This is a genomic window from Amycolatopsis sp. QT-25, assembly GCF_029369745.1.
Lineage (GTDB): Bacteria > Actinomycetota > Actinomycetes > Mycobacteriales > Pseudonocardiaceae > Amycolatopsis.
In genome coordinates this window covers 1,497,937-1,523,280 of the sequence record NZ_CP120210.1, presented here as the reverse complement: position 1 = coordinate 1,523,280, position 25,344 = coordinate 1,497,937, and the positions used below count along the sequence as shown (strand labels likewise).

Here is a 25,344-nt window from a genome sequence, read left to right as displayed (position 1 = left end):
CCACGATGCCGGAGCCGGACCGAACACGAGACCGTCACGGCACCACCGCCCACCAGGGCTGGGCACGTCGACCATCTGTACCGAAGGGTGAACCACCGTCGTGAAGAAAAGATTCCTGTCGCTGGTCGCACTGATCATCTCAGCCGTCATGCTCGTCCTGGCGGCTCCCGCCATCGCTTCGACCGCGGTCCCGCCCGATTTTTTCGAGAAGCCCGGACCGCACGAGGTGGTCAAGACACAAGGCAGACCCGATCACACCCTCTACTACCCGAAGACCATCGCCTCCGACAGCACCCGGTTTCCCGTCGTGATCTGGGGCAACGGCACCGGCGCCCGCCCGGACTACTACGACTTCCTGCTGCGCCACCTGGCCTCGTGGGGAATCGTCGTCGCGGCCGCGAACACCAAGACCTCCGGTTCCGGAGAGGAAATGCTGGCAGGCGCCCGCTTTCTCCTCGACGAAGACCAGCGGCCCGGCAGCATCTTCCACCACTCCATCGACGGAAGCAGAATCGGTGCGTCCGGCCACTCTCAAGGTGGAGGCGGCACACTCGTCGTCGGCAGCGACCCCCTCGTCAGCGTCACCGTCCCGATCGAACCGGGACCTGGCGGGGACGTCACCACGGTGCGCGGACCGAGCCTGTTCATCACCGGGCAACACGACATCGTCGTCAACTCCGGCTGGGTGCGATCCCGCTACGACAAAGCCGACCAGGTCGCCGCCATCTTCGCGGAGCTCCGCAATGGCAACCACCTGCTCACCAACGGAACCCGTCCTACCCTGAAGGGCGCGGTCGTCGCGTGGTTCCGATACTGGCTCGCCGGTGACCAGCGCGCCACGGACCTCTTCTTCGGGCCGGGGAACTCCTGCGGACTCTGCACGGACACCAGCTCATGGTCGGCCATCGACCGCAACGCGAAGGCCGAAGCGGTCCAGTGACCAGCGGCTCCGTTGACCATGCGCAACCCGCCTTGGACCGCGAAACAAGCAGATCGGCTGATCGTGCTGGGAACTTGGCGTACTGAAGTCGGAGCAGACCCGAAATCGCTGAAGAGGCCTGGCGTGGCTCTGACAGTCCACAAGTGACATGACGACTCCAGTGCCCGCTAAGCCGCCGCCGTAGCTCTCTCTCGTGGCCGCCCCAGGCGCACCCGCGCAGCCGACGAAACTCGACCCACCCCTACCCGAAGTACGGGACGGCCTCCTTTCCTGCCTTCAGCGTGGGGAAGGAGGCCGTCACAGGCCTGCGACCAGCCGGACCGGCACCAGCGGCTCGAACACAGCTAGTATCGGTACAGGCAAAACTGCGTATACCGGTGCAATCAGTTTTGCCGAGTGAGATGCGCGGAGTCAACCGGGCTCGATCTAATTTACAGTGCGACATTTCTCCTCCGAACAAGGCAATCACTACTCCGATCCAGTGAAAGCATGATCACCGGTGCATGGGTGACACGGTCGGGGGTAGCCGGGGACATGCACACTGGAACGGCGGCCGTCCCGGCGGAGAAAGCAGGCGGCGAGTGGACCGGCCCGTGGCGTCTCGGTCTGTCCGGTTTGGCGACCCTCGCGGTCACCTACGGGTTCGGACGATATGGGTACGGCCTGTTCCTGCCCCGCTTCCAGGCCGAATTCGGCGGCTCCGCCGGAGTCCTCGGCGCCGTGACCAGCATCGGCTACCTCGGTGAACTGATCGCACTCGTCGTCGTCGGCTGGTGGGCGGGCCGGAGATCGCCGCGACTGCCGATCGGCGTGGGGCTGGGTTGCGCCGGCGCCGGGATGCTGATGATCGCCGCGGCGCCGAACATGGGGGTCCTGGTCGCGGGAGTGGCCCTGTCCGGAATGGCTCCGGGATGGGTCTGGACGCCATACTCCGACGTCGTCGAGGACACCGTCCAACCCACGAAGCGTGCACACGCGCTGTCGTTGATCAGCACCGGCACCACCTTCGGAGTCGTCCTCGCCGGCCCGGCCGCCCTGTTCGCGACCGGCTCTGGATGGAGGGTGGTTTGGCTCGCCGCGGCCTTGGCCGCGTTCGCCGTGATGGCGTGGAATCTCCGTTCGCTGCCGTCCGCCCCGGTGACCCGCGAACAATCGCCTGCGCCGGTTCGCTGGCTCGAACTGGCGCGCCGGAGGGGCGCCTGGCCCTTGTTCGCTGCTGCGACGTCATCAGGACTCGTCGGTGCCGTTTACTGGTCGTTCGCCGGGGTCGCCGTCGCCACGGCCAATGGCGGAGACGAACGTGTGGCCCCGGCCCTGTGGACGGTCATCGGGATCGCGGGAACGATCGGTGTCTTCACCGGGCGCTTCGTGCGACAACACGGCCTTCGCCCGATTTTCGTGGCCGCCCAGGTCGTCCTTTCCGCCTCGACCGCCGTTCTCTGGCTGGCTCCTCCGGGCTGGGGGTTCGCCTTGACTTCCGCGGTGCTCTACGGCATCGGATTCATGGTCGGCGGCACCCTGCTGTCGCTCTGGAGCTCGACGGTGTTCCCGGATCACCCCACCCGAGGCTTCAGCATCGTGGTCGTCTTCATCACGCTGGGCGCCGCCGCGGGCCCGGCGGCACTCGGACTCGTCGTCGACCTCGCCGGCCTCACCACCGCCTTCGCCATCGCCACCCTGCTCGCCCTCGTCACCCTGGCGGCCTTGCCACGGCGCACTCGCGCTCGATCGGAAAGCACTCGACCTGAGGATGAATGCGGCGACCGGCGACACGGAGACTTCGACGGCTCAGCGAACTCGCCGGTGCCCCCGTTACGTTAGTGATGTGCGCTGCCGCCAACTGCCCTCGTCGCGGGCCGGCACCGCGCCTGCCGGAAGGGACGTCGATGTCTGAACCACTCGAGCACATCGGTGGTCTCCTCTGTCTGGACTTCGCCAACACCGTGGGCCCACGCCGGGATCGCGCCGACAAGAACTCTCACGACCATCTCGCCGACTTCCCCAGCCTCGTCGACTGGTCCACGGACGCCGGCACCATCGGGGCGAACCGAGCGGAGCTGTTGCGCAAACGCGGCCAACGCGATCCTGAAGCCGCCCGAACCACACTCTCGCGCGCCAAGGAACTCCGCGAGGCGATCTACGCGGTCTTCGTCGCCATCGCCCAAGGCGATGAGCCACCCGGCCCGGCACTCACCCACCTCCAGCAGGCGTACGCAGAGGCGATGCGGCGTGCCGGCCTGGTCTCCACCCCGAACGGCTTGAACTGGAACTGGTCACCGAAGGGCGAACTCGACTGCGTTCTGTGGCCGATAGCGCACTCCGCGGTGGAGACCGCGATCAACGCCGACTTCAGTCGGATCAAAGAATGCCTCGGCCACGACGGCAGCTGTGGGTGGCTGTTCCACGACACCAGCAAAAACGGTGCACGCCGGTGGTGCAGCATGAGCGCCTGCGGCACCTGGGAAAAGACCAGCCGGCGTGGCTCTCCCGCCAGGAAGGCGTGACCCTGGTGCGGCATCGTCGCCAGCCAAGGCTCGGCCGTCGCGTGCTCGATCGCATAGTCCACCGTGGCCCGGACGATCCCGGAAGCATCGCGTCACCGACACGCGCACGGCACCAGCTCCATCGGACCCACCCGGAAGCATCGCGTCACCGACACGCGCACGGCACCAGCTCCATCGGATCCACCGGATCGACTGGGGACAGCCTCGACGAACACGACACCGAGCACGCAGGGAGCGAACTCGCTCGCCTGAACGACAGCCCGAGCACGAACACCGTGCTCGGATGCGAAACTGTGGGGAACGTGACGACTCAAGGAGTTCGGTGTGGTCTCTGACGCCCTCGAAGAAGCGGGTCCGGTGTCGAGCGGACGGGGCCGGCCGTTGCTCAACCTGGTGGACAAGGCCATCGGCGCGCAAGCACCATTGGTGCGCAAGAACATCGCCCGTGCCCGGCAGCGCAACCCGGATGCGACACCCGAGGAGGTCGTGCGCACCCTGGAGCGGATGTACGTCAGCGCGCTGGCGAGCACGGGCGCCGCGGTCGGGGCCACTGCGGCCGCGCCCGCTGTCGGTACCGGGATCGCGCTGGCGCTGTCGGCGGGCGAGTTCTTCTCCTCGCTCGAGCTGAGCACCCTGTTCGTCCTCTCACTCGCCGAGGTCCACGGGGTCCGGCTGGACGAGATCGAACGCCGTCGCACGCTCGTCATGGGGATCATGCTCGGCCAGTCCGGCTCCGAGACCATCATCGGGAAGGTCGCCGAGCGCACCGGTCAGCACTGGGCCCGTCAGCTCGTCGGCAAGGTGCCCTCGACGACGCTGCGCCAGATCAACAACGTCCTGGGCAAGAACTTCGTCACCAAGTACGGCACCAAGCAGAGCGTCATCGTGCTCGGCCGGGTCGTCCCGTTCGGCATCGGCGCGGTGATCGGCGGCGGCGCCAACGCCACCGTTGCCGCCGTGGCCGTCCGCGCCGCGCGCCGCGCGTTCGGCCCCGCGCCCCGGTCATGGCCCACGAAAGAGCTTGATATCGCGCCGTCCGACTCAGGGCTCTCGAATCGTTGGGAGCGTTCGTAAACGGCCCGCACTGCGGCTGAGGGCTGATCCACATCCGGATCGCCGGCACCGTACTGCCGAGCTCCGCAAGATCGACCATGCGGACACGGGTGTACTGGATTGGCCTAGAACCGGAGCCCAACCTCCTCGGTTATCGGTTCTCCACGCCTGAGCGGGCCCGCTGTCGTCACGCCGATCGGCGGACGGTTCGGCCACCTTGCTCTTCGACCCGGCCGACACGGGATCGAGCCATCGCCTCACCCCTCTTCAGGCAGGAAGTAGCCCATCGACGAGGCCCCGAAGACCGATTCAAAATCTCGGCCAGCGGGTGCAGCGATCACCCGTTGGAAGGACGCCGGGCTCGGTGAACAGGAGCTTTCCCGGCCAGGCCCATCCGCAAGCTAACGCGTAACGAATCACCAGCGACTTACGTAGGTAGCCGAAGCCCGCCAGCTGTGCTTCCTGTCCGGAACCGACCGGCGGGAGGGCCTTCGGCCTCGGAGGAGCGCGCGAATGTCCATCATCACAGGCTCGGTCGACGACTCCCGTCCGCCCGAACACGCCGCGGCCGGCGACCGGCCGGTTCTCACCGTTCGAGCGGCCGGTGAACTGCCCGACGCCCCAGTCATGACGGCGGTACTCCAAGACGCACTGTCCGCTCCGTTGGACGTCGCCGTCGCCGTCGACCTCTCCGCGGTCACCTACTTGTCGTTCGAGGCTCTTCCGCCGCTGATTCGCCTGGTTCAGCATCGCCCCACAGGGCTGGACGTCGTCGTCTCCGACACCGTGCGACGGAAACTCGCCCTGCTCGGACTCGACACCTCGCTCCCCCTCCGGCCGGCGTTTCGACGCGACGAGCGTCGGTGACACCGTTGCCCACCAGCCTGTCCCGACTATCCGACGGCGGCTCGATCTCCTCGTATCCGTATCCGTATCCGTTATTCGGGGACGGGCAGTCGGTGCGCCTTGGTCGGCAAGGGCACGGTGTGCGGGCCGCCTCGTCAAGCTCACCCAGACCGGTGAGTCCGGCGTAAACCGTGGCTTCCCGGGGAAAGCCCGACCATGACCGACATGACGAATGTTCACGCTGGGATGACCGAGGTGACCGGGCGAGCGGGTGAGATCGCCGCCGTGCGGCGGATGCTGCTCGCCTTCGGCGTCGGCGGGGCGCTGGGCTGCCTGACCTGGATGGCGCTTTGGCTCGCGACGCAGCTGTGAACGACCTTCCGGCGAACCCGCGCGCCCGCGCCGGGTAGCTGCCGCGGCGACGACGGTTCAGCTGATGAAGCCTGCCGACTTGAGCCAGTCGCGGGCGACCGTTGCGGACTTCTGGCCGTCGACGCTGACCTTCTTGTTGAGGTCCGTGAGCGTCGCGGTGTCCAGCTTCGCGGCGATCGACGTGAAGACCTGCTCCAGCTGCGGGTATTTCCGGGCGAGTGGAGTGGCGATCGTGATCGCGGGGTTGTACGTAGGGAAGAAATGCTTGTCGTCTTCGAGCACGGTGAGCTGCTGCGCGGCCACGCGCCCGTCGGTGGAGGCGACCGAGCCGAAGCCGCAGGGATCTCCCTTGCCGACGCTCGCGTAGACGACGGCGTCGTTGAGCAGGTGCACCTGCGGGTCGGGCAGGGTGAACCCGTAGGTCTTCGCCAGGCCGGGGAACCCGTCGTCCCGGCTCTTGAACTCCGGCCCCATACAGGTCGAGGCCGCGGCCGGGTCCCGCTTCACCAGGGCCGCGTAGTCGGACAGCGTCTTGACACCGGTCCGGGCCAGGGTCGCCGGATTGCCCGCGAGGGCGTAGGTGTCGTTGGCCGGCGAGCGTGCCCACCACGTGACGCCGTTGGCGGCGTCGGCTTGTTTGACCGCTTCGTACTGCGCCTGCGGATCGCTGATCGGCTTGGTCTGGTTGAGGTAGCTGATCCAGGCGGTGCCGGTGTACTCCCAGTACAGGTCGACCGCGCCGCTGGTCAGCGCTTGGCGGACGTTGCTCGAGCCGGTGATGTTGGTCTTGTCCTGCGGGCTCGCCCCGGCCGCTTGCAGTGCGACGAGGGCGAGCTGACCGAGCAGCAGTTGCTCGTCGAACTCCTTGGAGCTGACGCGGATCTGGACCCCGTCCAACGCGTCGATCTTCTTGATGGATCCCGCGCCCACCCGGGCGCCGGTCTCGTCCTTGCCGATCGTGCAGCCGGCCACGAGCGTCGCTGCCACGACGAGGGCGAGCACAGCGGCGTTCGTGCGCTGGAGCATCCGCATGGGTTGGTCCTCCTTGGGGTCGGTCGGGCTACGTGCCGCGCGGATGCAGGATCTCCTCGGCGACCAGCCCCAGCCAGTCGACGAAGAGTGCCAGTACGGCGACGATGATGCCGAAGGTCAAGCTCAGGATCGGGCGGTACAGACCGATCCCGGCGACCAGCCCTCCGCCGAGACCGCCGCCGTCGATGAACGTCGCCAGCGTCGCGCTCGCGACGGTGAGCACCAGCGCGGTCCGGATCCCGGCGATGATCACCGGGACCGCCAGCGGCAGTTCGATCCGCCACAGGACGGCCGTCTTGCTCATCCCCATGCCGCGCGCGGCGTCGACAAGGGCCGGGTCGACGCCGTCGAGCCCGACGATCGTGTTGCGCAGCACCGGCAAGGTCGCGTAGACGACGAGCGCCGTCACCGCTGTCGCGGTGCCCGTGCCGATCCAGAGCGCGAGCAGCACGACGAACCCGATCGACGGGATCGCCTGGCCGAGGTTGCCCAGCCCCAGGCCGATCGGCCTGGCCCAGCGGGCACCGGCGCGAGTCAGCAGGATGCCGAGCGGGAGGGCGATGGCGATGGTGCACACCGTCGAAATCAGGGTGAGCCGCAGGTGCGCGCCCAGTTCGGTGAAGATCTCGCCGGTGTTGAGAAAACGCTCTTCGATCGAGTCGATCGGGTGCGCACGCACGATGACGAAGAGTGCCAGCAAGGCCAGCATCAGCAGGACCGGACGCACCAGCAACCCGAGCCGGCGCCGACGAGGCGACGCGGGCACCGTGGCGTCGGGACCCGGGGCGGGCGCCTCCTCAGCGGCCGGGATCGCGGGGGCGGGCCTCTCGTCGGCGGGTCGGAGTGCCGCGACGAGGCGGGGCACGTCGCACACCCCCCGCGGCCGCGCGGTGCCGTCCTCGGTGACCACGACCTCGGTGCTGCCGGTCCGCACCATCACGTCGAGCACGTCCAGCAGGGTGGCGTCGAGCCGGACCGGAGGCAGGCCGTCCGGCCCCGTCGCCGGCCGGAGGTCCAGCTCACCCACCCGGATCAGCGCGAGCCGCTTCAGATTCCGTTTCGAGCCGGCGAAGCTCGCGACGTAACCGTCCGCCGGCGCGGCGAGGATCGCCTGAGGCGTGTCGTACTGCGCGATCACCGATCGCTCCCGCAGCACGGCGATCCGGTCGCCGACCTTCAGCGCCTCGTCGAAGTCGTGCGTGACGAACACGATCGTCTTGCGTACTTCCCGTTGCAGGCGAAGGAATTCGTCCTGCAGCCGGGCGCGTGTGATCGCGTCGGTGGAGCCGAACGGCTCGTCCATCAGCAGGACGGGCGGGTCCGCGGCCATCGCCCGCGCCACCCCGACGCGCTGCTGCTGACCGCCGGAAAGCTCGCGCGGGTACCGGACGCCGTGCTCGCGGGTCAGGCCGACGACCTCGAGCAGCTCGCGCACACGGTCGGCGACACGTCGCCGGGTCCAGCCGAGCAGCCGCGGCACCACGCCGATGTTGGCGTCCACCCGCAGGTGCGGGAAGAGCCCGATCTGCTGGATGACGTAGCCGGTGTTGCGCCGGTGTTCGTCGAGGTCGAGCGCCGACACGTCGGTGCCGCCGATCGTGACGACGCCCACGGTGGGCTCGACGAGCCGGTTGATCATCCGCATGGTCGTCGTCTTGCCACACCCCGACGGACCGGCCAGCACGACGATCTCACCCGCGGGGATGCGCATCGTCAGGCGTTCGACCGCCGGTACCGCTCGGCCGGGGTAATGCTTGCTGACGTCCCGAAGCTCGATCGTCTCCCCGCCCATTCCGGCGGCTTCCCCCGTCGTCACCGGAGCCGACGCTCGGGGGGTACGGGGCCGACGCCGTGTGGTCAGCTTGCCGACCAGCACGAAGGCGAGGTCGAACAGCAGCGCCAGCACCATGATCCCGAGCGTTCCGGTGAGTACCTGGTTCAGCGAGTTGACCGAGCCGAACCGGCCGAGCCCGTCGAAGATCTGGTTGCCGAGGCCCGGGCCCTTGACATACGCGCCGATGGCCGCGATACCGATCGTGAGCTGCGTCGAGACCCGGATGCCGGAAAGGATCACCGGCCAGGCGAGCGGGAGCCGCACGCGGAACAGCAGCCGCACGCGGCCGAACCCCATACCACGCGCCGCGTCCACCACGGCCGGGTCGACGCCACGCAGCCCGACGATCGTGTTGCGGGTGATCGGCAGAAGCGCGTAGAGCACCAAGGCGCACAGGACATTCGTCAGCCCCAGCCCGAACGGGCCGATCAGGATGCCCAGCAGCGCGATCGACGGCACGGTCAGGAACGCCGCCGTCGTCGTGGTCGCCATCGCGCCGAGCCACCGCCGACGGTAGGTGAGCAGGCCGATCGTCATGCCGATCAGCACGGCCAGTGCCATCGCCACCAGGGTGAGATCCACGTGCAGGATCGCGTCGTTCACGACGTCGATCCAGTTCTCCCGGAGGTACTCCGACAGGCTCAGGGCACCGCTCCTCGACGTCGCAGGGCAGAAACAGCCGATTACGCCAGGTTCGGCCGGGTCTCAGCCCAACACGTCCGCGGCCCTCTTGTCCACAGCTCGACGTGAAGATTTCGGGACGACTCGGCCTGACCGCGGCCGGAAGGCCGGTGCGGCGCGCGGACGCCGACCAACTCGAACAACGAGTACGCCGGGACGAACGCTTCGCTTCGGTCACCTCTCACGACGATGGTCGACGCCACCGAGGTGCAGTGGGTGGTCGTCGACCTGCTCGAAATCTCCCGGGCCGACCAAGGAGACGAAGACCCGGGGGAACGCTGTGACGCCGGCGCCGGGTCGTGAAGTCCGTGAAGGCCTCCTTGAGAGACCCTGGGTTCCTCAAGGAGGCCTTCACGGACTTGCCACCCACACGACACCCTTGCCTTACCTTATTAAGAGAACCTCACTGCCGCGTAGCTTGAGTCGATATGGCACGCATCGCGTTCTCGAGAGCGGCCCGGATACGCCCAGATCCCTGTCGCCGTACCGTTTCCGTACCTGTCCAGTATGGACAGACAGGACGGGCACGAACTATCGAGCGGGACGCGTCGACGGTGCGGGGTGGCGTCCGGCCGGAAGTCACACTTTTCGGCGCATGGCTTCGAAAACACCGGCCACGCTGTCGGTCGGCCCCTCGGTTTCCATCCGCTTGCGCACCAGGTCCAACGCGGGTTTCACGAAGCCGGGCGCGACATCGGTGCTTCGGCTCGTGGCCTCGATGTACTCCAGCGCCCTCAGGTTGATCTCCAGGCTGGATTCGCCGGACGTGTAGTCCGCCGTCTCGATTTCGCGGGCCAGCTCCGGCAGGAACGCGAGCATGCCGCCCAGCCACGGCACCACCATCTCCAAAAAATCCGTGGGGCGCATTCCGGCGGTGTCGAGCAAGGCCACACCGTGCAGGAAACCGAATAGGGTGCCGTACCCGGCGCTCAGCAGGCCGATGCTGTACAGCTCCGCCACGCCAGGGTCTTCGGCCAGGTAGCGGGAGGTGCCCAGCGCGGCCAGTTGCTCGCCGTAGCGGTCGAACGCCGCGGCCGAGCCGCTGTAGAGCACCTGCGCGTCGGGGGTGCCGACTGCCTGGGGCAGGGCCATCACGGCCGCGTCGAGGTAGGCCGCGCCCCGCCCGCTCGCCCACTCCGCCAGTGCGCGGATGTCGTCGGGGGCGCTGGAACTGATGTTGAGCAGGGTACGGTCCCGCAGGTCCACTTCGGACAGCTTCGCGCGGACCGCGGCGTGGTCGAGCAGGACGGTCAGCACCAGCGGGCTCACCGCCACCGCTTCGGCCACCGATCCGGCGACCGTCGCGCCGTTCGCCGCCAGCGGAGCGGTCTTTCCCGAGGTGCGGTTCCACACCGTCACCGGATGGCCTGCCGCCAGGAACGCCGCCACCAGCGCCGTGCCCAGTCGGCCCGTGCCCAGCACGCTGACCGGGACTTTCTCGTGCTTCATGTGCTCACTCCTCGTTCGTCGGCTCAGGGAGGACCATGGTGTGGGCTCGCGCTTTCGGTTCGCTGTCGGGCGGCCGACAGCGAGTAGGGTGAAAGCGTGCGTTTCGGGGTGCTCGGCCCGCTGGCCGTGTGGGCGGCGGACGGCACCCTGGTGCCGGTGCCCGAGGTGAAGGTCCGCGCCCTGCTCGCCGCGCTCTTGGCCCGCCACGGTGAACCGGTCTCCGCGGACCGGCTCCTGCTGGATCTCTGGGGTGACGATCAGCCGGCGAACCCGCTCGCCGCGTTGCAGACCAAGGTGTCCCGGTTGCGCCGGGCGATCGGGCCGGGGTCTGTCGAGTCGGGTCCGGCCGGATACCGGCTGAGGGGAACGCGTGACGCGGACGAGTTCGCCGAGCTGCTCGCGGCCGCCCGGGACGCGCCCACTCGCGCCCGGGTCGCGCTGTTGACCGAGGCGCTGGGATTGTGGCGCGGTGCGGCGTTCGCGGACGTCGCCGACGACGCCTTCGCCGGGCCGGTGGCCCACGGACTCGGCGAGCGACGCCTGGAGGCCGTGGAGTTGCTCGCCGAGGCTCGGCTGGCGCTGGGCGACGTCGGCGCCGCCCTCGCCGGACTCACCGAGCACGCCGAGCTGCATCCGTTGCGTGAGCGGCTTCGCGCCGCGCACCTGCGGGCGCTCTACCTCTCCGGACGGCAGGCCGAGGCGCTCTCGGGCTATGCCGAGTTACGCGACCGCCTCGCCGACGAACTGGGCGTGGACCCCGGCCCGGAGCTGACCGCGCTGCACGAGTCGATGCTGCGCCGGGATCCCCGGCTCCGCGTCACCGCGAGCCCCAGGACCAATCTGCCCGCCGCGCTCACCGAACTCGTCGGCCGCGAGCACGCCGTCCGCACGGTCCGCGAGCTGCTGACCGCACATCGGCTCGTCACCTTGACCGGGCCCGGCGGTGTCGGCAAGACCAGCCTCGCGCATGGCGCGGCCGAGGCCGTGACCGGTTTCCCGGACGGCGTGTGGTCGATCGACCTCACCGCCGACGCGGGCGAGGTCGCCGAAGTCGTCGCGCGGGTCCTGCACGTCCGTGACGAATCCGGGTCCGGGCCGGCGACGCACCTCGCCGATGCCTTGCGGGATCAGCGTCTGCTGCTCGTCCTGGACAACTGCGAGCACGTCGTGGCGCAAGTCGCCGAACTGGTGGCGCGGCTGCTGCGCGCCGCACCCGGGGTCCGTGTACTGGCCACGAGCCGTGAGCCGCTCGGCGTGCCGGGCGAACGGCTCGAGGCCGTACCCCCGCTCACCCCGACGGACGCCGTCCGGCTGCTCACCACCCGCGCGGAGGCCGCCGGCGCCGACCTGACCACCGCCGACGCGGACACCCTTACCTCGCTGTGCCTACGGCTCGACCGGCTTCCGCTGGCGCTGGAACTGGCCGCGCCCCGGTTGCGGCTGCTCGACGCCTCGGAGTTGCTGTCGAGAATGGACGACCGGTTCCGGCTGCTCACCACCGGCAGCCGGATCGCTCCGGCCCGGCAGCGCACCCTGCGGGCGGTGATCGACTGGAGCTGGGAGCTGCTGACCGATCCCGAGCGCGTGCTGTTGCGCCGCCTGGCCGTGCACGCCGGGGGCAGCGGCCTGGTGGCCACCGAACACGTCTCCGCCGACGCGTCGCTCCCCGCCTCGGACGTGCTCGACGTCCTGTCCCGCCTGGTCGACCGATCCCTGGTGATGGTCACCGAAGGGCCGCGCTACCGCCTGCCGGAGTCCATCGGGGAATACGCCGTCATCCGGCTTTCCGAGTCGGGGGAACTGGCCGATCTCCAGAACCGCCACCTGAGCCACTACCTCGACTTCGCCGAACAGGCCCGGCTCCGCGACGCCGACGCGCGCGAATGGTTGCCGCGTCTGGACCGCGAATCCGCCAACCTGAGTCGTGCCCTGGACACCGCCGTGCGCACCGGCGATCTGGACCGCGCGTTACGGCTGGTGCACGCGCGAACGTGGTACTGGTTCCTGCGCGGCAGACTGGGTGAAGCCGAACGGCGGCTCGAACAGGCACTCGCCCTGCCGGGCGAACACCCGCTGCGCGATCCGGTCTCCGCCTGGCTGACCGGCTTCGTCCTCCTTCGCCGAGGCGGCACCGACGCGGTCGCCCGCCGCACAGCCATCGAACACTCCACGAAGGACTCGGACGCGGCCTGGTTCCTCGGCTTTTGTCTCTATGTCACCGGCGGTGACTTGACGGCCAGCGCGCACCGCATGGCGGCCGTGTCCACCGCGGACCCGTGGTTGCGGGCGGCGTCCTTGGTGATCACCGCCTTCCAGGCCATCCTGCGCGGAGAGCTGCGCACCGCACGCGAGCTGGCCCTCACGTCCCGGACGCTGTTCGACGCGCTCGGCGACGCGTGGGGCCGGATCCAAGCAATGCATTGCCTCGCCTTCCTCGCCGAGATCGCCGGCGACTACCCGGCGGCGGTGGCCTTGCGCACCAAGGCGCTCGACCTGGCCCGCCAACATCAGCTGTGGCTCGACGTGGTCGATCAGCAGACCGGCCTGGCGCGCCTCGACCTGTTGTCCGGCAACCACTCCGCGGCCGAAGCCCGGCACCGGCAAGCGAGCCGCCTCGCCGCCGAGCACGGCTACCAGGCCGGGGTCGTGCACGCCGACCTGGGACTGGCGCTCGGTGCCCGCCGCACCGGCGACCTGGCCGAAGCGGAGGCCGTGCTGCACAGAATCCTGTCCTGGCACGAGCAAGCGCGTTACGCGCCCGGCGTCGCGCTGGCCACCGCCGAGCTGGGCTTCATCGCCGAACTCCGTGGCGACGCCCCAGAAGCACTGTCCTGGCACACCCGGTCTCGGACCACAGCGGAGATCACCGGCGACCCGCGCGCGATAGCTCTGGCGCTCGAAGGCCTGGCCGGCGCGTACTCGCTCGCGGGCGACCACGACCTCGCCACGACGCTGCTGGCGGAGGCCGCGGGCGAACGTGCCGCGATCGGCGCTCCCCTGCCGCCCGCCGAGCGGTACGACGTGGACCGCGTCCTCGCCCGGTTGGCCCACCGTCCCAGACTGGAAGGCACGCGGCGAAGCCCCTGAACGAAAAGCGAAACCGGGTTCCTGCGCCGAAGTCACGAGCGCTTCGTCGAGCCGGGATGCGGGGTGGACGCCGTCCGGCGAAGTCCGAACTCGATCCGAGGGCGGCGGCGATCGCGGTCGGTGACGCGGGCGAGGCGTCAGCGGCCTGCTCTCGCACAGACGGCGGCCACACAAAGATAGGCGAACGCGAGGACCGCGGACCAGGTCGCACTTGTTTCCGCGGCCAGATGGAGATGCACCAACGCGAGGACGCCATAGGTCACCGCGAGTCCTCGCAGCACTTCGGAATCGACCAGAGACCGGCCCCCGCCCGGATTCACGCCGGGGACCCTCCCGTGCGCGGTGATGACACGACGGCCTGTCCGGCTGGGATCACCACGGACTACGGCCACCAAAGCAACGAGGTGCCCGGTACGCCGCCGTCGAGCGGCAGGTACCGGGCACCTCGGTCGAACGCGAATCGTCACGATTCCACCCGCGTCTTGGTTCCCGCACACCCAACGGGAACCGGCACTCAGTTGTGCTGGCTGGTCCCGCCGTCGAGCACGCCGCCCGCGGCACAGTTGGAGGGGGACTCACCGCTGGCTTCGTGGGCGCCCGGCGAGAGGATCGGCACCCCGATGCCGTTGAGCGAGTCACGGATCGGCACCTGGACACCCAGCACGTTCACGTCGTTGTCACAGACGCCGACGGCGGCGTTGACGTTGTGCAGCAAGTCGATGTTGTTCAGGTTGGCCAGGCCGACCTGCTCGCTGATGTCGTAACCGGGGTGACCGTGACCTTCGTCCCCCGGCGTCCCGGCAGCCGCGATCCCGCCGGTCAAGAACGCTCCGGCCGCCATCGCGGCGGAGACGAAACCGATCTTCTTCAGCATGAACTCTCCTCGATTGGGTAATGGGGCGACGTAGGTGAAGACACCGGCCTGCCGCAGCGCAAAGTTACCGACCCCGGTGGACGGATCTCCATCCGATGCCATCATCGTGTGGTTCGAAACCGCCTTTGACCAAGGTCCATGTAATCCGAAAGGCGGAATGTGCCGCGTGGATCGATGCTGACGACGGTGACCTGATGAGCCCGGTGCCCCGGTGCGCACTCTTTCGCGCGGTACACGGGCGGAGGTCGATTACCTACCGTGTCGAGGAATTGCGTCAGGCCGCGCTTCATTACCCTTCCGAATTGCCAGCACCGAAGGCAAGCCTTTCTTTGGGTGACGAAAAGCCTGCCACGGTCCTTCGAACGTGGCGACTCCGCCGCATCTCTACGCTTCCTGCCAGCTCAGCGAAATGGCCGAATGCCGGCCCGGTTCGTGACGTGGTGAGAAGGAGCCGTTGGTGGTCGCTTACGGGATACTCGTCGTGTCGGCCGCGCTGTACGCGATAGGGATCGTCGCGCAGAGCGTCGCCGCCCGGCGAGCCGCGCCTGAGCACGGAACAGGTCTGGGACTGCTCGCCCGGCTGGCCGCCGACCGGCTCTATCTCGTGGGTTTCGCCGGACAGGCGGGCGGTTTCGCGTTCGCGTTCTTCGCTCGCGAATCACTGCCGCTGTACCTGGTGCAAACCGCTTCGTCCTCGGCGATCGGCCTGGCGACCCTCTTCGGCGTCGTGGTCTTGAAATGGCGGGTGCGGCTCAGTGAGGTGCTGATGCTGGCGCTGATGGCGTGCGGACTGGTCGTCCTCGCCGGCTCGTCGAAGCCCTCGGTCGCCGAGGATTTCTCGACGGCCACCGTGCTGCTGCTGACCGTCGCGCTGGTCGCGATCGGAGTGACCATGACCCAGCTGGGCCGGACGGACACTTTCCTCGTGCCCGCCGTGCTTTCCGGGGTTTCGTTCGCCGTGGTGGCGATCATCAGCCGGGTGCTCGCCCATGAGGAACTCAGCTCGCTGCCGTCGAATCCGTTGACCGGGCTGATGCTGGCCGCCGCCGTACTCGGGCAGGCTTCGATGGCGGTCGCTCTGCAGCGTGGCCTGGCCACGGCGGTCGTGGCCACGGCCGACGCCACGACGATCGTGCTGTCCTCCGTCACCGGCATCACGGTGCTCGGTGATCAAGTCGCCGAAGGAACCACGCCTTGGGTGTTCTCCGGGCTCACGGCGGTCGTCGCCTGTGTACTGGTGCTCGGCTCGCTGGCCCGCTCCACGTCCGCCTCGGCCGGTGTCGCGGAGAAGACGGCATGACCGCGCGGCCACTGGCGAGCGTGTCGATCGACCTCGACAACCTGTGGGCCTATCGCAAGACCCACGGTGACCCCGAGTGGAGCCGGTATCCCAGTTTTCTGCCGTCGGCCGTGCCGCGGCTGCTCGAAGTACTCGGTGAGCAGCGGCTGACGACGACGGTGTTCGTGGTCGGTGCCGACGTCGTCCGCGAAGACGGCGCCAAGGCGGTCAACGAGATCACCGCCGCCGGTCACGAAGTCGGCAACCACTCGTTCGGCCACGAGCCTTGGCTTCACCGCTATACCCGTGCCCGTCTCGAAGACGAACTGCGGCGGACCGACGACGCGATCGTCGAGGCCGGTGCCCCGCTCCCCCTCGGCTTCCGCGGGCCGGGCTTCAGCCTCAGCCGCGATCTCGTCGAGGTACTGGCCGGACGCGGATACGCCTACGACGCCAGCACCCTCCCGACCTGGATCGGCCCGTTCGCCAGGGCCTATCACAATCGCACGGCACCCCCGCACGAGAGCGGCGACGGACGTGACGAACTGTTCGGTGGCTTTTCGCGGGTGCTGGCACCGGTGCACGCGTATCGCTGGCGGACGAGCGCCGGCACCGGTCTCGTGGAACTTCCGGTGACGACGATGCCGTTGCTGCGCACGCCGATCCACGGCTCGTACCTCCTGCAGCTGCACGAGATCTCGCCCCGGTTGGCCAGAGGATATTTCAAGACGGCACTACGGCTCTGTCTCGCCAGGAAGGTGGCGCCGTCCCTCCTGCTGCATCCCACCGACGTCCTCGGCGGCGCGGAAGCACCCGGGATGGAGTTCTTTCCCGGGATGGCCACGCCCGGCGGCCGCAAGGTGGCTTGGCTCGGGTGGGTGCTGCGTGCCTTGCGCGAGCATTTCGACGTCGTCGGCACCGGTGAATACGTACACCGGAGCAACCCGCGGCGGGAACGCCCGGTGACCTGCCTGGACGCCGGGAGATGACCGCCTTCACCGTCGTCACCCCCGTCGACCACGACGCACGGGCGGTGATGCTGCGCGCTCTCGCGTACGCCGCGGTCGCCTTGGCGCCGATCGAGGGCTATCTCGCGGCTGGGCACCCGCATCTCGGCAAGGTCGTGCCCGCGCTGCTCGTCACCACGTGGCTGGCGACCCGTGTCCATCAGCGACGGTTTCCCCGGCCGACGCCGTTGCACGCGGTGCTTTCCCTGCTCGCGATGGTGGTGGCGATCACCGCGGCGGCCCAGTCGTCCGGCGCCTTCACCGCGGAATACACCTTGCGCTGGCTGCCTTTTCTCGTGCTCACCGCGGTACTGGCCGATCTCGCCGGTCGTGAGGTGCCGATCCGCGGGTTGCTGCTGGCCATGGCCGCGGGAGCCACCGCGGCGGCGCTCGGCGGGCTGTACAGCCTCCTCGTCGACGGGCAAGCACGCGCCGGTGGCCCGCTGGAGGATCCGAACGACCTCGCCTATTTCCTGGTCGCCGCGGTCCCCCTGCTCTTCGTCGCGCGTCGGGACGCACCTCGGCGGTCGCCCCTCCTGATCCTCGCTTGCCTGGTGCTGGTGGCCGGCGCGACGGCGACCTTCTCCCGCGGTGGCGCCTTGGGACTGGCCGCGGCCGTCGGCTGGCTGACCCTGCGCCGGGTCGTGTCCTGGCGGGTACTCGCCGTCTCGGCCGCCGCGGCCGGCGTGCTCTGCGTGGCGGTGATGTCGCTCGCCGGGCCGCGAATCGAGCGGGCGTTCCAGGAGAAGACCTACATCGCGGCCTCCAATGTGGACACCAGGGAGCTGCGCTGGCAGGCGGCGGCCCGCATGGTGGCCGAACATCCGGTGCTGGGCGTCGGTCCTGGCGGCTTTCGCGAAGAGTACGCCGCCGAATCACGCAACGCGGAGCTCGACGAGCAGACCCCGGTGGCGCACAACATGTACCTCGAGGTGTCCGCGGAACTGGGCCTGCCGGGATTCGCCCTGTTCATCACGATGATCGGGATCGCGGCGACAGCGAGCGAACGGGCCGTCAGGACGGGCGGGCCCGCCGCCAGGACCGAGGCGATCGTGATCCAGGCGTCGTTGCTGGCCGTCCTGGTCGCCTCGACGTTCCTTTCCGAACAGTACTACCTCCCGTTGTGGTCGCTGACGGCGTTCGCCGTGGCGGCCGGAGACCGGGTTCGCCGAGAGAAAGGCGGGTTTCGATGCGTGTCCTGCACGTGATCGGTGAGATGGGCGCGGGCGGCGCCGAAACCCTCGTGGCAGGCATGGCGGCCCGCGGCGAGGAGTACGGCTGGGTGTCCGCGGTCGCCAGTGCCGGCGGCTTCCGCGCCGACGCGCTGGCCGCGGCCGGGGTGGCGACCTTCCCGGTCCCGCTCGCCCTGCGCAGCGGGACCGGCGTGCTGCGGGCGGCGTGGGCGGTACGCCGGGCACTCGCCCGATTCCGGCCGGAAATCGTGGTGGCCCACAACGTCGGCGCGAGCCTCATCGCCCGGCTCGCGCTCGTTCCCCGGCGGCGGCGGCCGTTGGTGACCGTCTTCCACGGCGTCGCCGACGACGAACTGACGATGGCCGCACGCATCGTTCGACGTACGTCCGACCGCGTGGTCGCCGTTTCCCCCGCCACGGCCGACCGGCTGGCCGAAGCGGGCTTGACCCGTCCGGACGTGATCCGCAACGCCGTGTTCGCTCGGCGGCCGGTCTTCGGCCGGGCGGCGGTGCGGGCGTCGCTCGGCGTCGCGGCCGGGACGCCGGTCGTGCTCTGCCTCGCCCGGTTGGAGCCGCAGAAACGCCATGACGTGCTGCTGGACGCGTGGGCGCTGCTCGGAAGCGACGCGGTGCTGTGGTTGGCGGGTGACGGGAGCCTCCGCGCCGAACTCGAGTCCCGGCACGAGGACGTGAGCGGCCGGGTCCGGTTCCTCGGTACGCGCGAAGACGTGCCCGATCTTCTCGCGGCGGCCGACGTGACGGTGCTGACCAGCGATTGGGAAGGCCTGCCGCTGGCCGTACTCGAATCGATGGCGGCCGGGCGGCCGGTCGTCGCGACCGACGTCGGCGGTGTCGGTGAAGTGCTGTCCGGCGGCGCCGGGGTGGTGGTGCCGCCCGGCGACCCGCTGGCCGTGGCGAAGGCCTTGGACGCGTTGCTGCGCGACAAGTCCGCACGAAACTCCGTGGCCGCCGAAGGACTGCGGGCGATCCAGCGGGAGTACGACCCCCACACGGTGATGAAGGCCTACGACGAACTGCTCCGTACGACGCTGGAAGGCAAGCGGTGAAAGAACTCCTGACGAGAATTCCGCGCACCGCGGCCCTCGGCGCCGCCGTGGGACTGCTGATCGGCTCGCTGGTCTTGGTGGTGGGCCTGTCCCGCGACGAGCAGTACCAGGGACGCGTGAGCCTGCTGGCCGAGCCCGTCGGCTTGGCGGAGGGCTCGGTCGCACAGTACGGCGAAGTCGTCTCCCTGGCTTTGCCCGCCTTGGTCGAACTCGCCCGCAGCCCTTCGGTGCTGCAGGCCGCGGCCCCGGTTTCCGGGTACTCGCCGGAAGAACTCGGCCGCCGGATCTCGGTGGAACTGGTGCCGGCGTCCGGGTTGGCGCGCCTGTCGGTGCGGACGGCGTCGTCGGAGCAGGCGGATGCGACGGCGTCGGCACTGGGCAAGGCCCTGGTCGACGCGAAGTTGCTGGCCCCGGTCGGCAGACTGCGGCCGTTGGACGCCAAGGCCGACGTCGCCGTGGTCGCACCGGACACCTCGCTGGTGATCGGGCTCGCCCTGGTCGCGGCCGTGGCCGCCGGACTCGCCACAGCGGCGATCCGCCGGTCGACGCCGTCGAAACCCGGTGGGGGGCCGAGGTCCGTGCGCCGGGCGCTGCTCGCGGCCGGCATCCAGCGGCCGGTGGCGGTGCTGCGCGGCGACGACCCGGCGATCACCGACCGGCTGTCCGTTCTCGGCCTCGCGACGGGACAGCCGGTGCGTGTGGTCCCGGTCGCCCCCGAATACAGCGAGACGGCCGCGAAGCTGGCGGCCGCGCTTTCGGCGGACCAGAACCGAAACGGCTCTGCGGTGGTGGCCGTGGCCGGACGGCGAAGCCGGGACGAGCTGACCGCGGCGGCCGGTGTGCTGCCCGCCGAGGCCGTGCTCATCGCGGTGGTGCTGGCGTGAGCACGAGGGACCGCGCCGTCCTGGTGGTCGCGACGATCGTCGGCTCGGTGAGTGCGTGGCACGCGCTCGCGCCGTCGTGGCGGGTGCCGCTGCCAGGGCGGGCGGACCCGGCCGAGGAGCGGCTGCAGGACTTCCGCGACGCGCTGTACTTCCCGATCCGCGAGTTCCTCGCCGGCGGCGATCCCTACGATCCCGCCGCGATGTTCGCGCACTGGCCGGTGCGGCAGGACTTCAACCTCTACCAGCCTTACCACCTGATGGCGCATTTGCCGTTCGCGCTGCCCGGCTACCGGGCGGGCGCGGTGGCCTTCACGGTGTTCTCCTTGCTGCTGCTGGTAGCGCTCGCGGCGCTGGCCACGGTCGCGGTCCGGCGGCTCGTCCCCGTCCCGTTCGCGGTCACCACCGTGGTGCTCGCGGCACTGCTGGTGACCAGTCAGGTGGGGAAGGCGCAGCTCTACGTCGGCCAGGTGAACCCGCTGATCGCCGTCGGCGCGGCGGGGGCGTTGCTCGCCCGGCGGGACCGGCCGGGCTGGGCGGCGGTGGCCCTCGCGCTCGCCTGGCTCAAACCGCAGTTCGGTCTTCCGCTGGCGATCTTGCTCTTCGCCAGGGGATCGCGGCGGGTGGCGCTGGCCGGGACCGCCGTCGCGGCGGCGGCCAGCCTCCCGGTCGTGGTGCTGCTGGTGATCCGGAGTGGTGGGGTCGGCGCCTTCCTCGACGTCGTCGCCGCGAACATCGCCCACGCCCGCGGGACCGCTTACGGTGCTGTCGACTCCCTGACCGCACAACGGATCGACGTCGCGGCGGTGTTGTTCCGGATCACCGGCCGGGCTCCGTCCGGCATCGAGCCGCTCGTCCTGGCGGGGGTGCTCGTGACGAGCGTGCTGCTCGTGCGGCGGCTCGACCGGTTGTCGGCCGCACCGGTCGCCGACTTGCTCACCTGTCTCGCCGTGGTGGTCTGCGTGGTGCACCAGCCCGGTGACGTGCTGATCGCCGTGCCCGCGATGACCGCGGTGGCGGTGCTCTGGTGGCGTCATCGCGCCGAGCCGGGATGGGGCGCGACCGGACTCGCCGTGCTCGCGGCGGCGATACCGTTCGCCCATCTGTACACAGTGGACTCGGCGGTGGTCTCCCTGTTCGGCACGCGGGTGGCCGTCACGGTCGACGGGGTCGCCGTGGTCTTCGCGTGGTGCGCGCTGGTCTGGGGCGCCGTCCGGCTGACCGGGACACGATCCGCCTCGCCGGTCCACGCCGGGAGCGGCGGATGACCGGCGGTCTCGGCACGAAGGCGGTCCGGGGCTCGCTGTGGCTCGGCGCGGTCAACCTGGTCAGCAAGGGCAGCCAGATGCTGATCACGCTGATCCTGGCGGCGCTGCTGACCGAGGGGGAACTCGGGATCGTCGCGTTGGCGGTGTCGATGGTCAACCTCGGCCAGGTGGTGCAGTCGATCGGCGTCTACGACGTGATCAGCCGCACCGGACGCGATCCGCGCCGGATGGCGGGGACCGTGCTGACGATGAGTGTGGGCGCCGGCGTGGTCCTGGGCATCGTGCTCGCCGCCACGGCGGGTCCGGTCACCGCGTTGCTCGGCGCCCCGGACGCCGCCGGCCTGGTCCGCCTGGCCGCGGTCGGCCTCCCGTTCTCCGCCGCGGGCGGTGTGCAGCTGGGGCTGCTGCATCGGAAACTGGACTTCCGGCGACGGCTCGTACCCGACGGCGGGAGCGCGGTCCTGGGTGCCGTCGTGACGGTCGTGCTCGCCCTCGGCGGTGCCGGACCGGCGTCGGTCGTGATCGGCCTGGTGTGCACGTCGGTCGCTCAGCCACTGTTCGGTGCGCTGGTGGGCGGCGGCGTGCGGCCGTGCTGGGACCCCTCGGCGGCGGCGGAGGCCCTGCGCTGGGCCTCGGCCGTGGGGCCCGCCGCCGTCGTGGCCGCGGTGCTCGTCAACCTCGACTACCTGGCGGTCGGCCATCTGTTCGGGGCGGAAGCGGTCGGCGTCTACTCGCTGGCCTATCGGCTGGCCTGGGTGCCCTACATCATGGTGGCGGTCGTACTGGGCGCGGTGGCCTTTCCGGTGTTCACGCGGTTGCGCGAAGAAGCAGGCGCGCTGCGGGAGATGGTCACCCGGTTCACCCGTGCCGTGCTCGTGCTCGCCGGCGGCCTGTACCTCGCGCTGGTCGTACTCGCCGACCGTGTCGTGGTGCTGGGCACGCGGTGGGCGGACGCGGCCGATCTCATGCTCCCGTTGTCCGGTTACGGCCTGAGTATCTGCCTGCTGCAAATTTGGTACCAGGCGGTGAAGGCGACCGGGCACGCCAAGCGGTATCTGGCGCTGGAGTGCGCCCATCTGGCGATGCTCGTGGCCGGACTGGCGCTGTTGGCGGACATCGGGATCGGCGCGGTGGCGGCGGTTCAGTTCTCCTCGGCCTGGCTCATGCTCCCGATCGCGTGGCGCGTCCTCACCGGGCTCGGCGTCGCGCCTCCGATGCCCGATCTGGCCGGGATCGTGATCCGTCTGCTGGGTGCTTGCGTGCTCGGCGCCCTGCCCGCCGTCCTGCTCGACCACGCGGGCTTGTTCGGGACAGCGGATTCGCTGCCGGGAACCCTCGGCGAGGGCCTGGTCCTCGTCGCCGGTTACGCCGCGGCGACGCTGGTCTTCCACCGCGGCGAACTGCGAGCGCCGCTCCGGGGGAGTACGCGATGAACATCGTGCACGTCTCCCAGCCGGTGACCGCCGGCGTGGCCGCGGTCGTCCTCGAACTGGCGGTGGCCCAACGGGATCGAGGCTGGTCGGTGACCGTGGTGTGCCCGCCGTCCGGCCTGCTCGCCGAACGCCTGCGGTGGCACGGGATCGAGGTGCGCGGCTGGACGGCGACCCGCTCCCCCGGGCCGCGGGTGATCACCGAAACGGTGAAACTGCACCGCCTCCTCGCCGGATTACGGCCGGACGCCGTGCACCTGCACAGCTCGAAGGCAGGCCTGGCGGGACGGCTGGCACTGCGCGGGAAGCTGCCGACGGTGTTCCAACCGCACCTCTGGTCCTTCGAGACCGTGCGCGGACCGTTGAGTCGTGCGTCCGCCACCTGGGAACGGCTCGCCTCCCGCTGGACCGATCTCGTCGTGTGCGTGAGCGACGACGAACTCGCCGCCGGACGGAAGGCGAAGGTCACCGCGGACGCGGAAGTCGTCTGCAACGGTGTCGACACGACGAGGTTCGCCCCTCGCGACCGGACCACGGCACGGCGACGGCTGGGGTTGCCCGAACGAGCACCGATCGCCGTCTGCGTCGGCAGGCTGGCCGAACTGAAAGGCCAGGATCAGCTGCTGTCGGCCTGGCCGGAGGTGCTGCGGCGCGTGCCCGGCGCGCAACTCGTGCTCGCCGGTGACGGGCCGATGGGCCCCGTGTGGCGTGACCGTCATCCGATGGCGGCACACGGATCGGTGCGATGGCCGGGGCACACCGACGACCCGGCGGCGTTCTACACGGCCGCGGACGTCGTGGTACTCCCCTCGCGCGCCGAGGGAATGGCCCTCGTGCCGTTGGAGGCCATGGCGTGCGCCCGGCCGGTGGTCGCCTTCGACGTCGGCGGGATGCGCCAAAGCGTCGCCGACGCGGGCAGTGTGGTGCCGCCGGGCGACCTGGACACGCTCGCCGTCGCGGTGGCCGCCCGGCTCGCCGAGCCGGAACTGGCCCGGCTCGAAGGCGATCGTGGTCGACGGCGCGTGGAACTGTCCTTCGACCGGCGGCGGATGACCGACCAGATCGCCGTGCTCGTCGAGAAACTCGTCATGGAGGAACGCATCCGGTGAACCGTGTCGCCTATCTGCTGACCCAGGACCGGGGTGGCCCGGTCGACGTCACCGTCCGGCTCGCCGCGACCCTGCACGGCGAAGGGGTCGGCGTCCGGGTGTTCGGACCTGTTCCCGCCAGAGGCGCCGACCTGCTCGGAGACAACCACGAGCCGCTTCTCGTGGCGGGCAAGCAGGACGTCGCCGCCGCTGGCCGCGCGCGGGCGGCGATCCGGGCCTGGCGGCCGGACGTGGTGCACGCACAGGATCGCCGCGCGGGGCTCGTACTCGCGGGGATGCGCTTCGCCCGCCCGGTACGGCCGCTGCTGGTCCAGACCTACCACGGTGTGCCGGACGACGTGACCGAGAGCTGGTTCCGTGCCGAACAGCGTGCCGGGGGGCCGTCCGCCTACACGCGGGCCGTGCTGACCGGCGACGCGGCGGTGGCCCGGATCCTCGATCACACCATCGTGCCCGCCGGGGCGATGGGCCGGTTCCTCCGCGCGCGGCTGCGCGTGCCGTCGAGCCGGCTGAGCCGGATCGACAACTGCGTCGAGCCCGCCGAACCGAGCCCCCCTTCCGGGCCGGTCCGGCACCTGATCTTCGTGGGTCTCCTGGTGGAGCGCAAGGGAATCCTGGACCTGCTCGCCGCGCTGTCGATGCCGGGTGTCTTCCCGCCCGGTGCCAGGCTGACCGTGGTGGGCGACGGCCCTCAACGGGCCGACGCCGAACAAGCCGCGCGGGCACCGTCCTTGGGCGGGCGCGTCGATTTCCTGGGCTTCCGGCCGGATGTCCCCGTTCTGCTGGCGAAGGCGGACGCGCTGGTGTTGCCGTCCGCCATGGAACAGCAACCCTTGGTCGTGGCCGAAGCCATGACGGCGGGGAAACCCGTCGTCGCCACGGATACCGGAGGAGTGGCCGACATGCTCGGCACCGCTCCCCTGGTACCGCCGGGTGATGTTCCCGCCCTGGCCGAACGCCTGCGTGCGCTGTTCGCCGACCCGGACCCGGCCCGGACAGGCGCCCTGCTCGCCGCACGAGCCCGGCGGCGTTACGCACCGGATGTCTGCGCGCGGCGGCACCTCGACCTGTACACCTCGCTGCTCGCCGCCCGGGGTGCCCCCTCGGGGTAAGGCAGAAGTGGCCTGGTCGGTCGCGGTGGTCGTGAGTGATGTTTCGGGTTGTCGGGGGCGATCATGGGCCGGAACATCCACAAAGGACATCCTGTCTCCTTTGGTGCCCGATTCAGGGCGTTCGCCAAGGATCGTGAGTGGTAATGAGCGTTCTAACGCACTTACTACTCACGCCCCCTGTGCCCGGCTAGGCCGCCGCCGTACCTCTCTCTCGTGGGCCACCCAAAGCGCACCGGCACAGCCGACGAAACCGTCCGAAATCCTTCGTGGATGTTCACGAGCGCGTCAGACCCCGGCGATCGGGGCACGCAAGGCTTCGGCGGCCG

General features: G+C 70.0%; 19 protein-coding genes and 3 pseudogenes. 16 read left to right on the top strand and 6 right to left on the bottom strand.

Annotated elements, in window-relative coordinates:
- Window positions 1–100: 100 nt before the first annotated feature.
- From P3102_RS07275 to P3102_RS07250, 6 genes are all read left to right on the top strand, one after another.
- The gene (locus P3102_RS07275) at window positions 101–940 is read left to right on the top strand and encodes an acetylxylan esterase (protein WP_276367591.1); all 840 of its coding nucleotides are present in this window, start codon (window positions 101–103) and stop codon (window positions 938–940) included.
- A gap of 534 nt (window positions 941–1,474) precedes the next feature.
- Window positions 1,475–2,761 (top strand): MFS transporter, encoded by a 1,287-nt coding sequence (locus tag P3102_RS07270; protein WP_276367590.1) that lies wholly within the window; start codon window positions 1,475–1,477, stop codon window positions 2,759–2,761.
- Between the two features lie 65 nt (window positions 2,762–2,826).
- On the top strand, window positions 2,827–3,444 hold the full coding sequence (locus P3102_RS07265) for an ABATE domain-containing protein (protein ID WP_276367588.1): 618 nt from the start codon (window positions 2,827–2,829) through the stop codon (window positions 3,442–3,444).
- Window positions 3,445–3,768: 324 nt separating this feature from the next.
- The gene (locus P3102_RS07260; RefSeq protein WP_276367587.1) at window positions 3,769–4,518 is read left to right on the top strand and encodes a hypothetical protein; all 750 of its coding nucleotides are present in this window, start codon (window positions 3,769–3,771) and stop codon (window positions 4,516–4,518) included.
- 492 nt (window positions 4,519–5,010) lie between these two features.
- Window positions 5,011–5,364 (top strand): anti-sigma factor antagonist, encoded by a 354-nt coding sequence (locus P3102_RS07255; RefSeq protein WP_276367586.1) that lies wholly within the window; start codon window positions 5,011–5,013, stop codon window positions 5,362–5,364.
- Window positions 5,365–5,568: 204 nt separating this feature from the next.
- Window positions 5,569–5,715 (top strand): hypothetical protein, encoded by a 147-nt coding sequence (locus tag P3102_RS07250; protein WP_276367584.1) that lies wholly within the window; start codon window positions 5,569–5,571, stop codon window positions 5,713–5,715.
- Between the two features lie 57 nt (window positions 5,716–5,772).
- Here the strand turns inward: P3102_RS07250 and P3102_RS07245 are convergent, their stop codons facing one another.
- The 5 genes and pseudogenes from P3102_RS07245 to P3102_RS07225 all read right to left on the bottom strand — a co-directional run bounded on the left by P3102_RS07245 (window position 5,773) and on the right by P3102_RS07225 (window position 10,711).
- Complete coding sequence (locus P3102_RS07245; protein WP_276367582.1) at window positions 5,773–6,747, bottom strand: glycine betaine ABC transporter substrate-binding protein; 975 nt, start codon at window positions 6,745–6,747, stop codon at window positions 5,773–5,775.
- Between the two features lie 28 nt (window positions 6,748–6,775).
- A pseudogene (locus tag P3102_RS07240) lies at window positions 6,776–7,246 on the bottom strand (ABC transporter permease subunit); the annotation flags it as partial.
- 516 nt (window positions 7,247–7,762) lie between these two features.
- Window positions 7,763–8,539: pseudogene (locus P3102_RS07235) on the bottom strand (ATP-binding cassette domain-containing protein); the annotation flags it as partial.
- A 132-nt stretch (window positions 8,540–8,671) separates the two neighbouring features.
- Window positions 8,672–9,073: pseudogene (locus P3102_RS07230) on the bottom strand (ABC transporter permease); the annotation flags it as partial.
- Window positions 9,074–9,841: 768 nt separating this feature from the next.
- Complete coding sequence (locus P3102_RS07225; RefSeq protein ID WP_276367581.1) at window positions 9,842–10,711, bottom strand: NAD(P)-binding domain-containing protein; 870 nt, start codon at window positions 10,709–10,711, stop codon at window positions 9,842–9,844.
- A 96-nt stretch (window positions 10,712–10,807) separates the two neighbouring features.
- Here P3102_RS07225 and P3102_RS07220 point away from each other — a divergent pair, with 96 nt between their 5' ends.
- A complete protein-coding gene (locus P3102_RS07220; RefSeq protein WP_276367579.1) occupies window positions 10,808–13,798 on the top strand; it encodes a BTAD domain-containing putative transcriptional regulator in 2,991 nt (996 codons plus the stop codon).
- A gap of 514 nt (window positions 13,799–14,312) precedes the next feature.
- On the opposite strand, the gene P3102_RS07215 is transcribed toward P3102_RS07220, so the two are convergent.
- A complete protein-coding gene (locus P3102_RS07215) occupies window positions 14,313–14,672 on the bottom strand; it encodes a hypothetical protein (RefSeq protein WP_276367578.1) in 360 nt (119 codons plus the stop codon).
- A 457-nt stretch (window positions 14,673–15,129) separates the two neighbouring features.
- Here P3102_RS07215 and P3102_RS07210 point away from each other — a divergent pair, with 457 nt between their 5' ends.
- Genes P3102_RS07210 through P3102_RS07170 form a run of 9 tightly spaced genes read left to right on the top strand, consistent with a single transcriptional unit; the run spans window position 15,130 to window position 25,018 of the window.
- Entirely contained in the window at window positions 15,130–15,972 is an 843-nt protein-coding gene (locus tag P3102_RS07210; protein ID WP_276367576.1) for a hypothetical protein, read from the top strand.
- A complete protein-coding gene (locus P3102_RS07205) occupies window positions 15,969–16,940 on the top strand; it encodes a polysaccharide deacetylase family protein (protein ID WP_276367575.1) in 972 nt (323 codons plus the stop codon). Before P3102_RS07210 ends, P3102_RS07205 begins: the two co-directional genes overlap by 4 nt.
- Window positions 16,937–18,166, top strand: a complete 1,230-nt coding sequence (locus tag P3102_RS07200; protein ID WP_276367573.1) for an O-antigen ligase family protein — start codon at window positions 16,937–16,939, stop codon at window positions 18,164–18,166. Before P3102_RS07205 ends, P3102_RS07200 begins: the two co-directional genes overlap by 4 nt.
- Window positions 18,148–19,218, top strand: coding sequence for a glycosyltransferase (locus P3102_RS07195; protein ID WP_276367572.1), 1,071 nt, complete (start codon window positions 18,148–18,150; stop codon window positions 19,216–19,218). The genes P3102_RS07200 and P3102_RS07195 overlap by 19 nt, the downstream gene beginning before the upstream one ends.
- Window positions 19,215–20,102 (top strand): hypothetical protein, encoded by an 888-nt coding sequence (locus P3102_RS07190; protein WP_276367570.1) that lies wholly within the window; start codon window positions 19,215–19,217, stop codon window positions 20,100–20,102. Before P3102_RS07195 ends, P3102_RS07190 begins: the two co-directional genes overlap by 4 nt.
- Window positions 20,099–21,367 carry a glycosyltransferase 87 family protein gene (locus P3102_RS07185; protein WP_276367567.1) on the top strand — a complete coding sequence of 423 codons (1,269 nt, stop codon included), beginning with the start codon at window positions 20,099–20,101 and terminating at the stop codon, window positions 21,365–21,367. The genes P3102_RS07190 and P3102_RS07185 overlap by 4 nt, the downstream gene beginning before the upstream one ends.
- Window positions 21,364–22,800 carry an oligosaccharide flippase family protein gene (locus P3102_RS07180; protein ID WP_276367566.1) on the top strand — a complete coding sequence of 479 codons (1,437 nt, stop codon included), beginning with the start codon at window positions 21,364–21,366 and terminating at the stop codon, window positions 22,798–22,800. The genes P3102_RS07185 and P3102_RS07180 overlap by 4 nt, the downstream gene beginning before the upstream one ends.
- The gene (locus P3102_RS07175) at window positions 22,797–23,906 is read left to right on the top strand and encodes a glycosyltransferase (protein ID WP_276367564.1); all 1,110 of its coding nucleotides are present in this window, start codon (window positions 22,797–22,799) and stop codon (window positions 23,904–23,906) included. Before P3102_RS07180 ends, P3102_RS07175 begins: the two co-directional genes overlap by 4 nt.
- Complete coding sequence (locus tag P3102_RS07170) at window positions 23,903–25,018, top strand: glycosyltransferase family 4 protein (RefSeq protein WP_276367563.1); 1,116 nt, start codon at window positions 23,903–23,905, stop codon at window positions 25,016–25,018. The genes P3102_RS07175 and P3102_RS07170 overlap by 4 nt, the downstream gene beginning before the upstream one ends.
- Window positions 25,019–25,344 lie beyond the last annotated feature (326 nt).

What these genes read in the sequence shown, in the direction of transcription:
- P3102_RS07270 (WP_276367590.1), top strand. Translation starts at nt 1,475, where the DNA reads ATGCACACTGGAACGGCGGCCGTCCCGGCGGAGAAAGCAGGCGGCGAG.
- P3102_RS07265 (WP_276367588.1), top strand. Translation starts at nt 2,827, where the DNA reads ATGTCTGAACCACTCGAGCACATCGGTGGTCTCCTCTGTCTGGACTTC.
- P3102_RS07255 (WP_276367586.1), top strand. Translation starts at nt 5,011, where the DNA reads ATGTCCATCATCACAGGCTCGGTCGACGACTCCCGTCCGCCCGAACAC.
- P3102_RS07250 (WP_276367584.1), top strand. Translation starts at nt 5,569, where the DNA reads ATGACGAATGTTCACGCTGGGATGACCGAGGTGACCGGGCGAGCGGGT.
- P3102_RS07245 (WP_276367582.1), bottom strand. Translation starts at nt 6,747, where the DNA reads ATGCGGATGCTCCAGCGCACGAACGCCGCTGTGCTCGCCCTCGTCGTG.
- P3102_RS07225 (WP_276367581.1), bottom strand. Translation starts at nt 10,711, where the DNA reads ATGAAGCACGAGAAAGTCCCGGTCAGCGTGCTGGGCACGGGCCGACTG.
- P3102_RS07215 (WP_276367578.1), bottom strand. Translation starts at nt 14,672, where the DNA reads ATGCTGAAGAAGATCGGTTTCGTCTCCGCCGCGATGGCGGCCGGAGCG.
- P3102_RS07205 (WP_276367575.1), top strand. Translation starts at nt 15,969, where the DNA reads ATGACCGCGCGGCCACTGGCGAGCGTGTCGATCGACCTCGACAACCTG.
- P3102_RS07200 (WP_276367573.1), top strand. Translation starts at nt 16,937, where the DNA reads ATGACCGCCTTCACCGTCGTCACCCCCGTCGACCACGACGCACGGGCG.
- P3102_RS07195 (WP_276367572.1), top strand. Translation starts at nt 18,148, where the DNA reads ATGCGTGTCCTGCACGTGATCGGTGAGATGGGCGCGGGCGGCGCCGAA.
- P3102_RS07180 (WP_276367566.1), top strand. Translation starts at nt 21,364, where the DNA reads ATGACCGGCGGTCTCGGCACGAAGGCGGTCCGGGGCTCGCTGTGGCTC.
- P3102_RS07175 (WP_276367564.1), top strand. Translation starts at nt 22,797, where the DNA reads ATGAACATCGTGCACGTCTCCCAGCCGGTGACCGCCGGCGTGGCCGCG.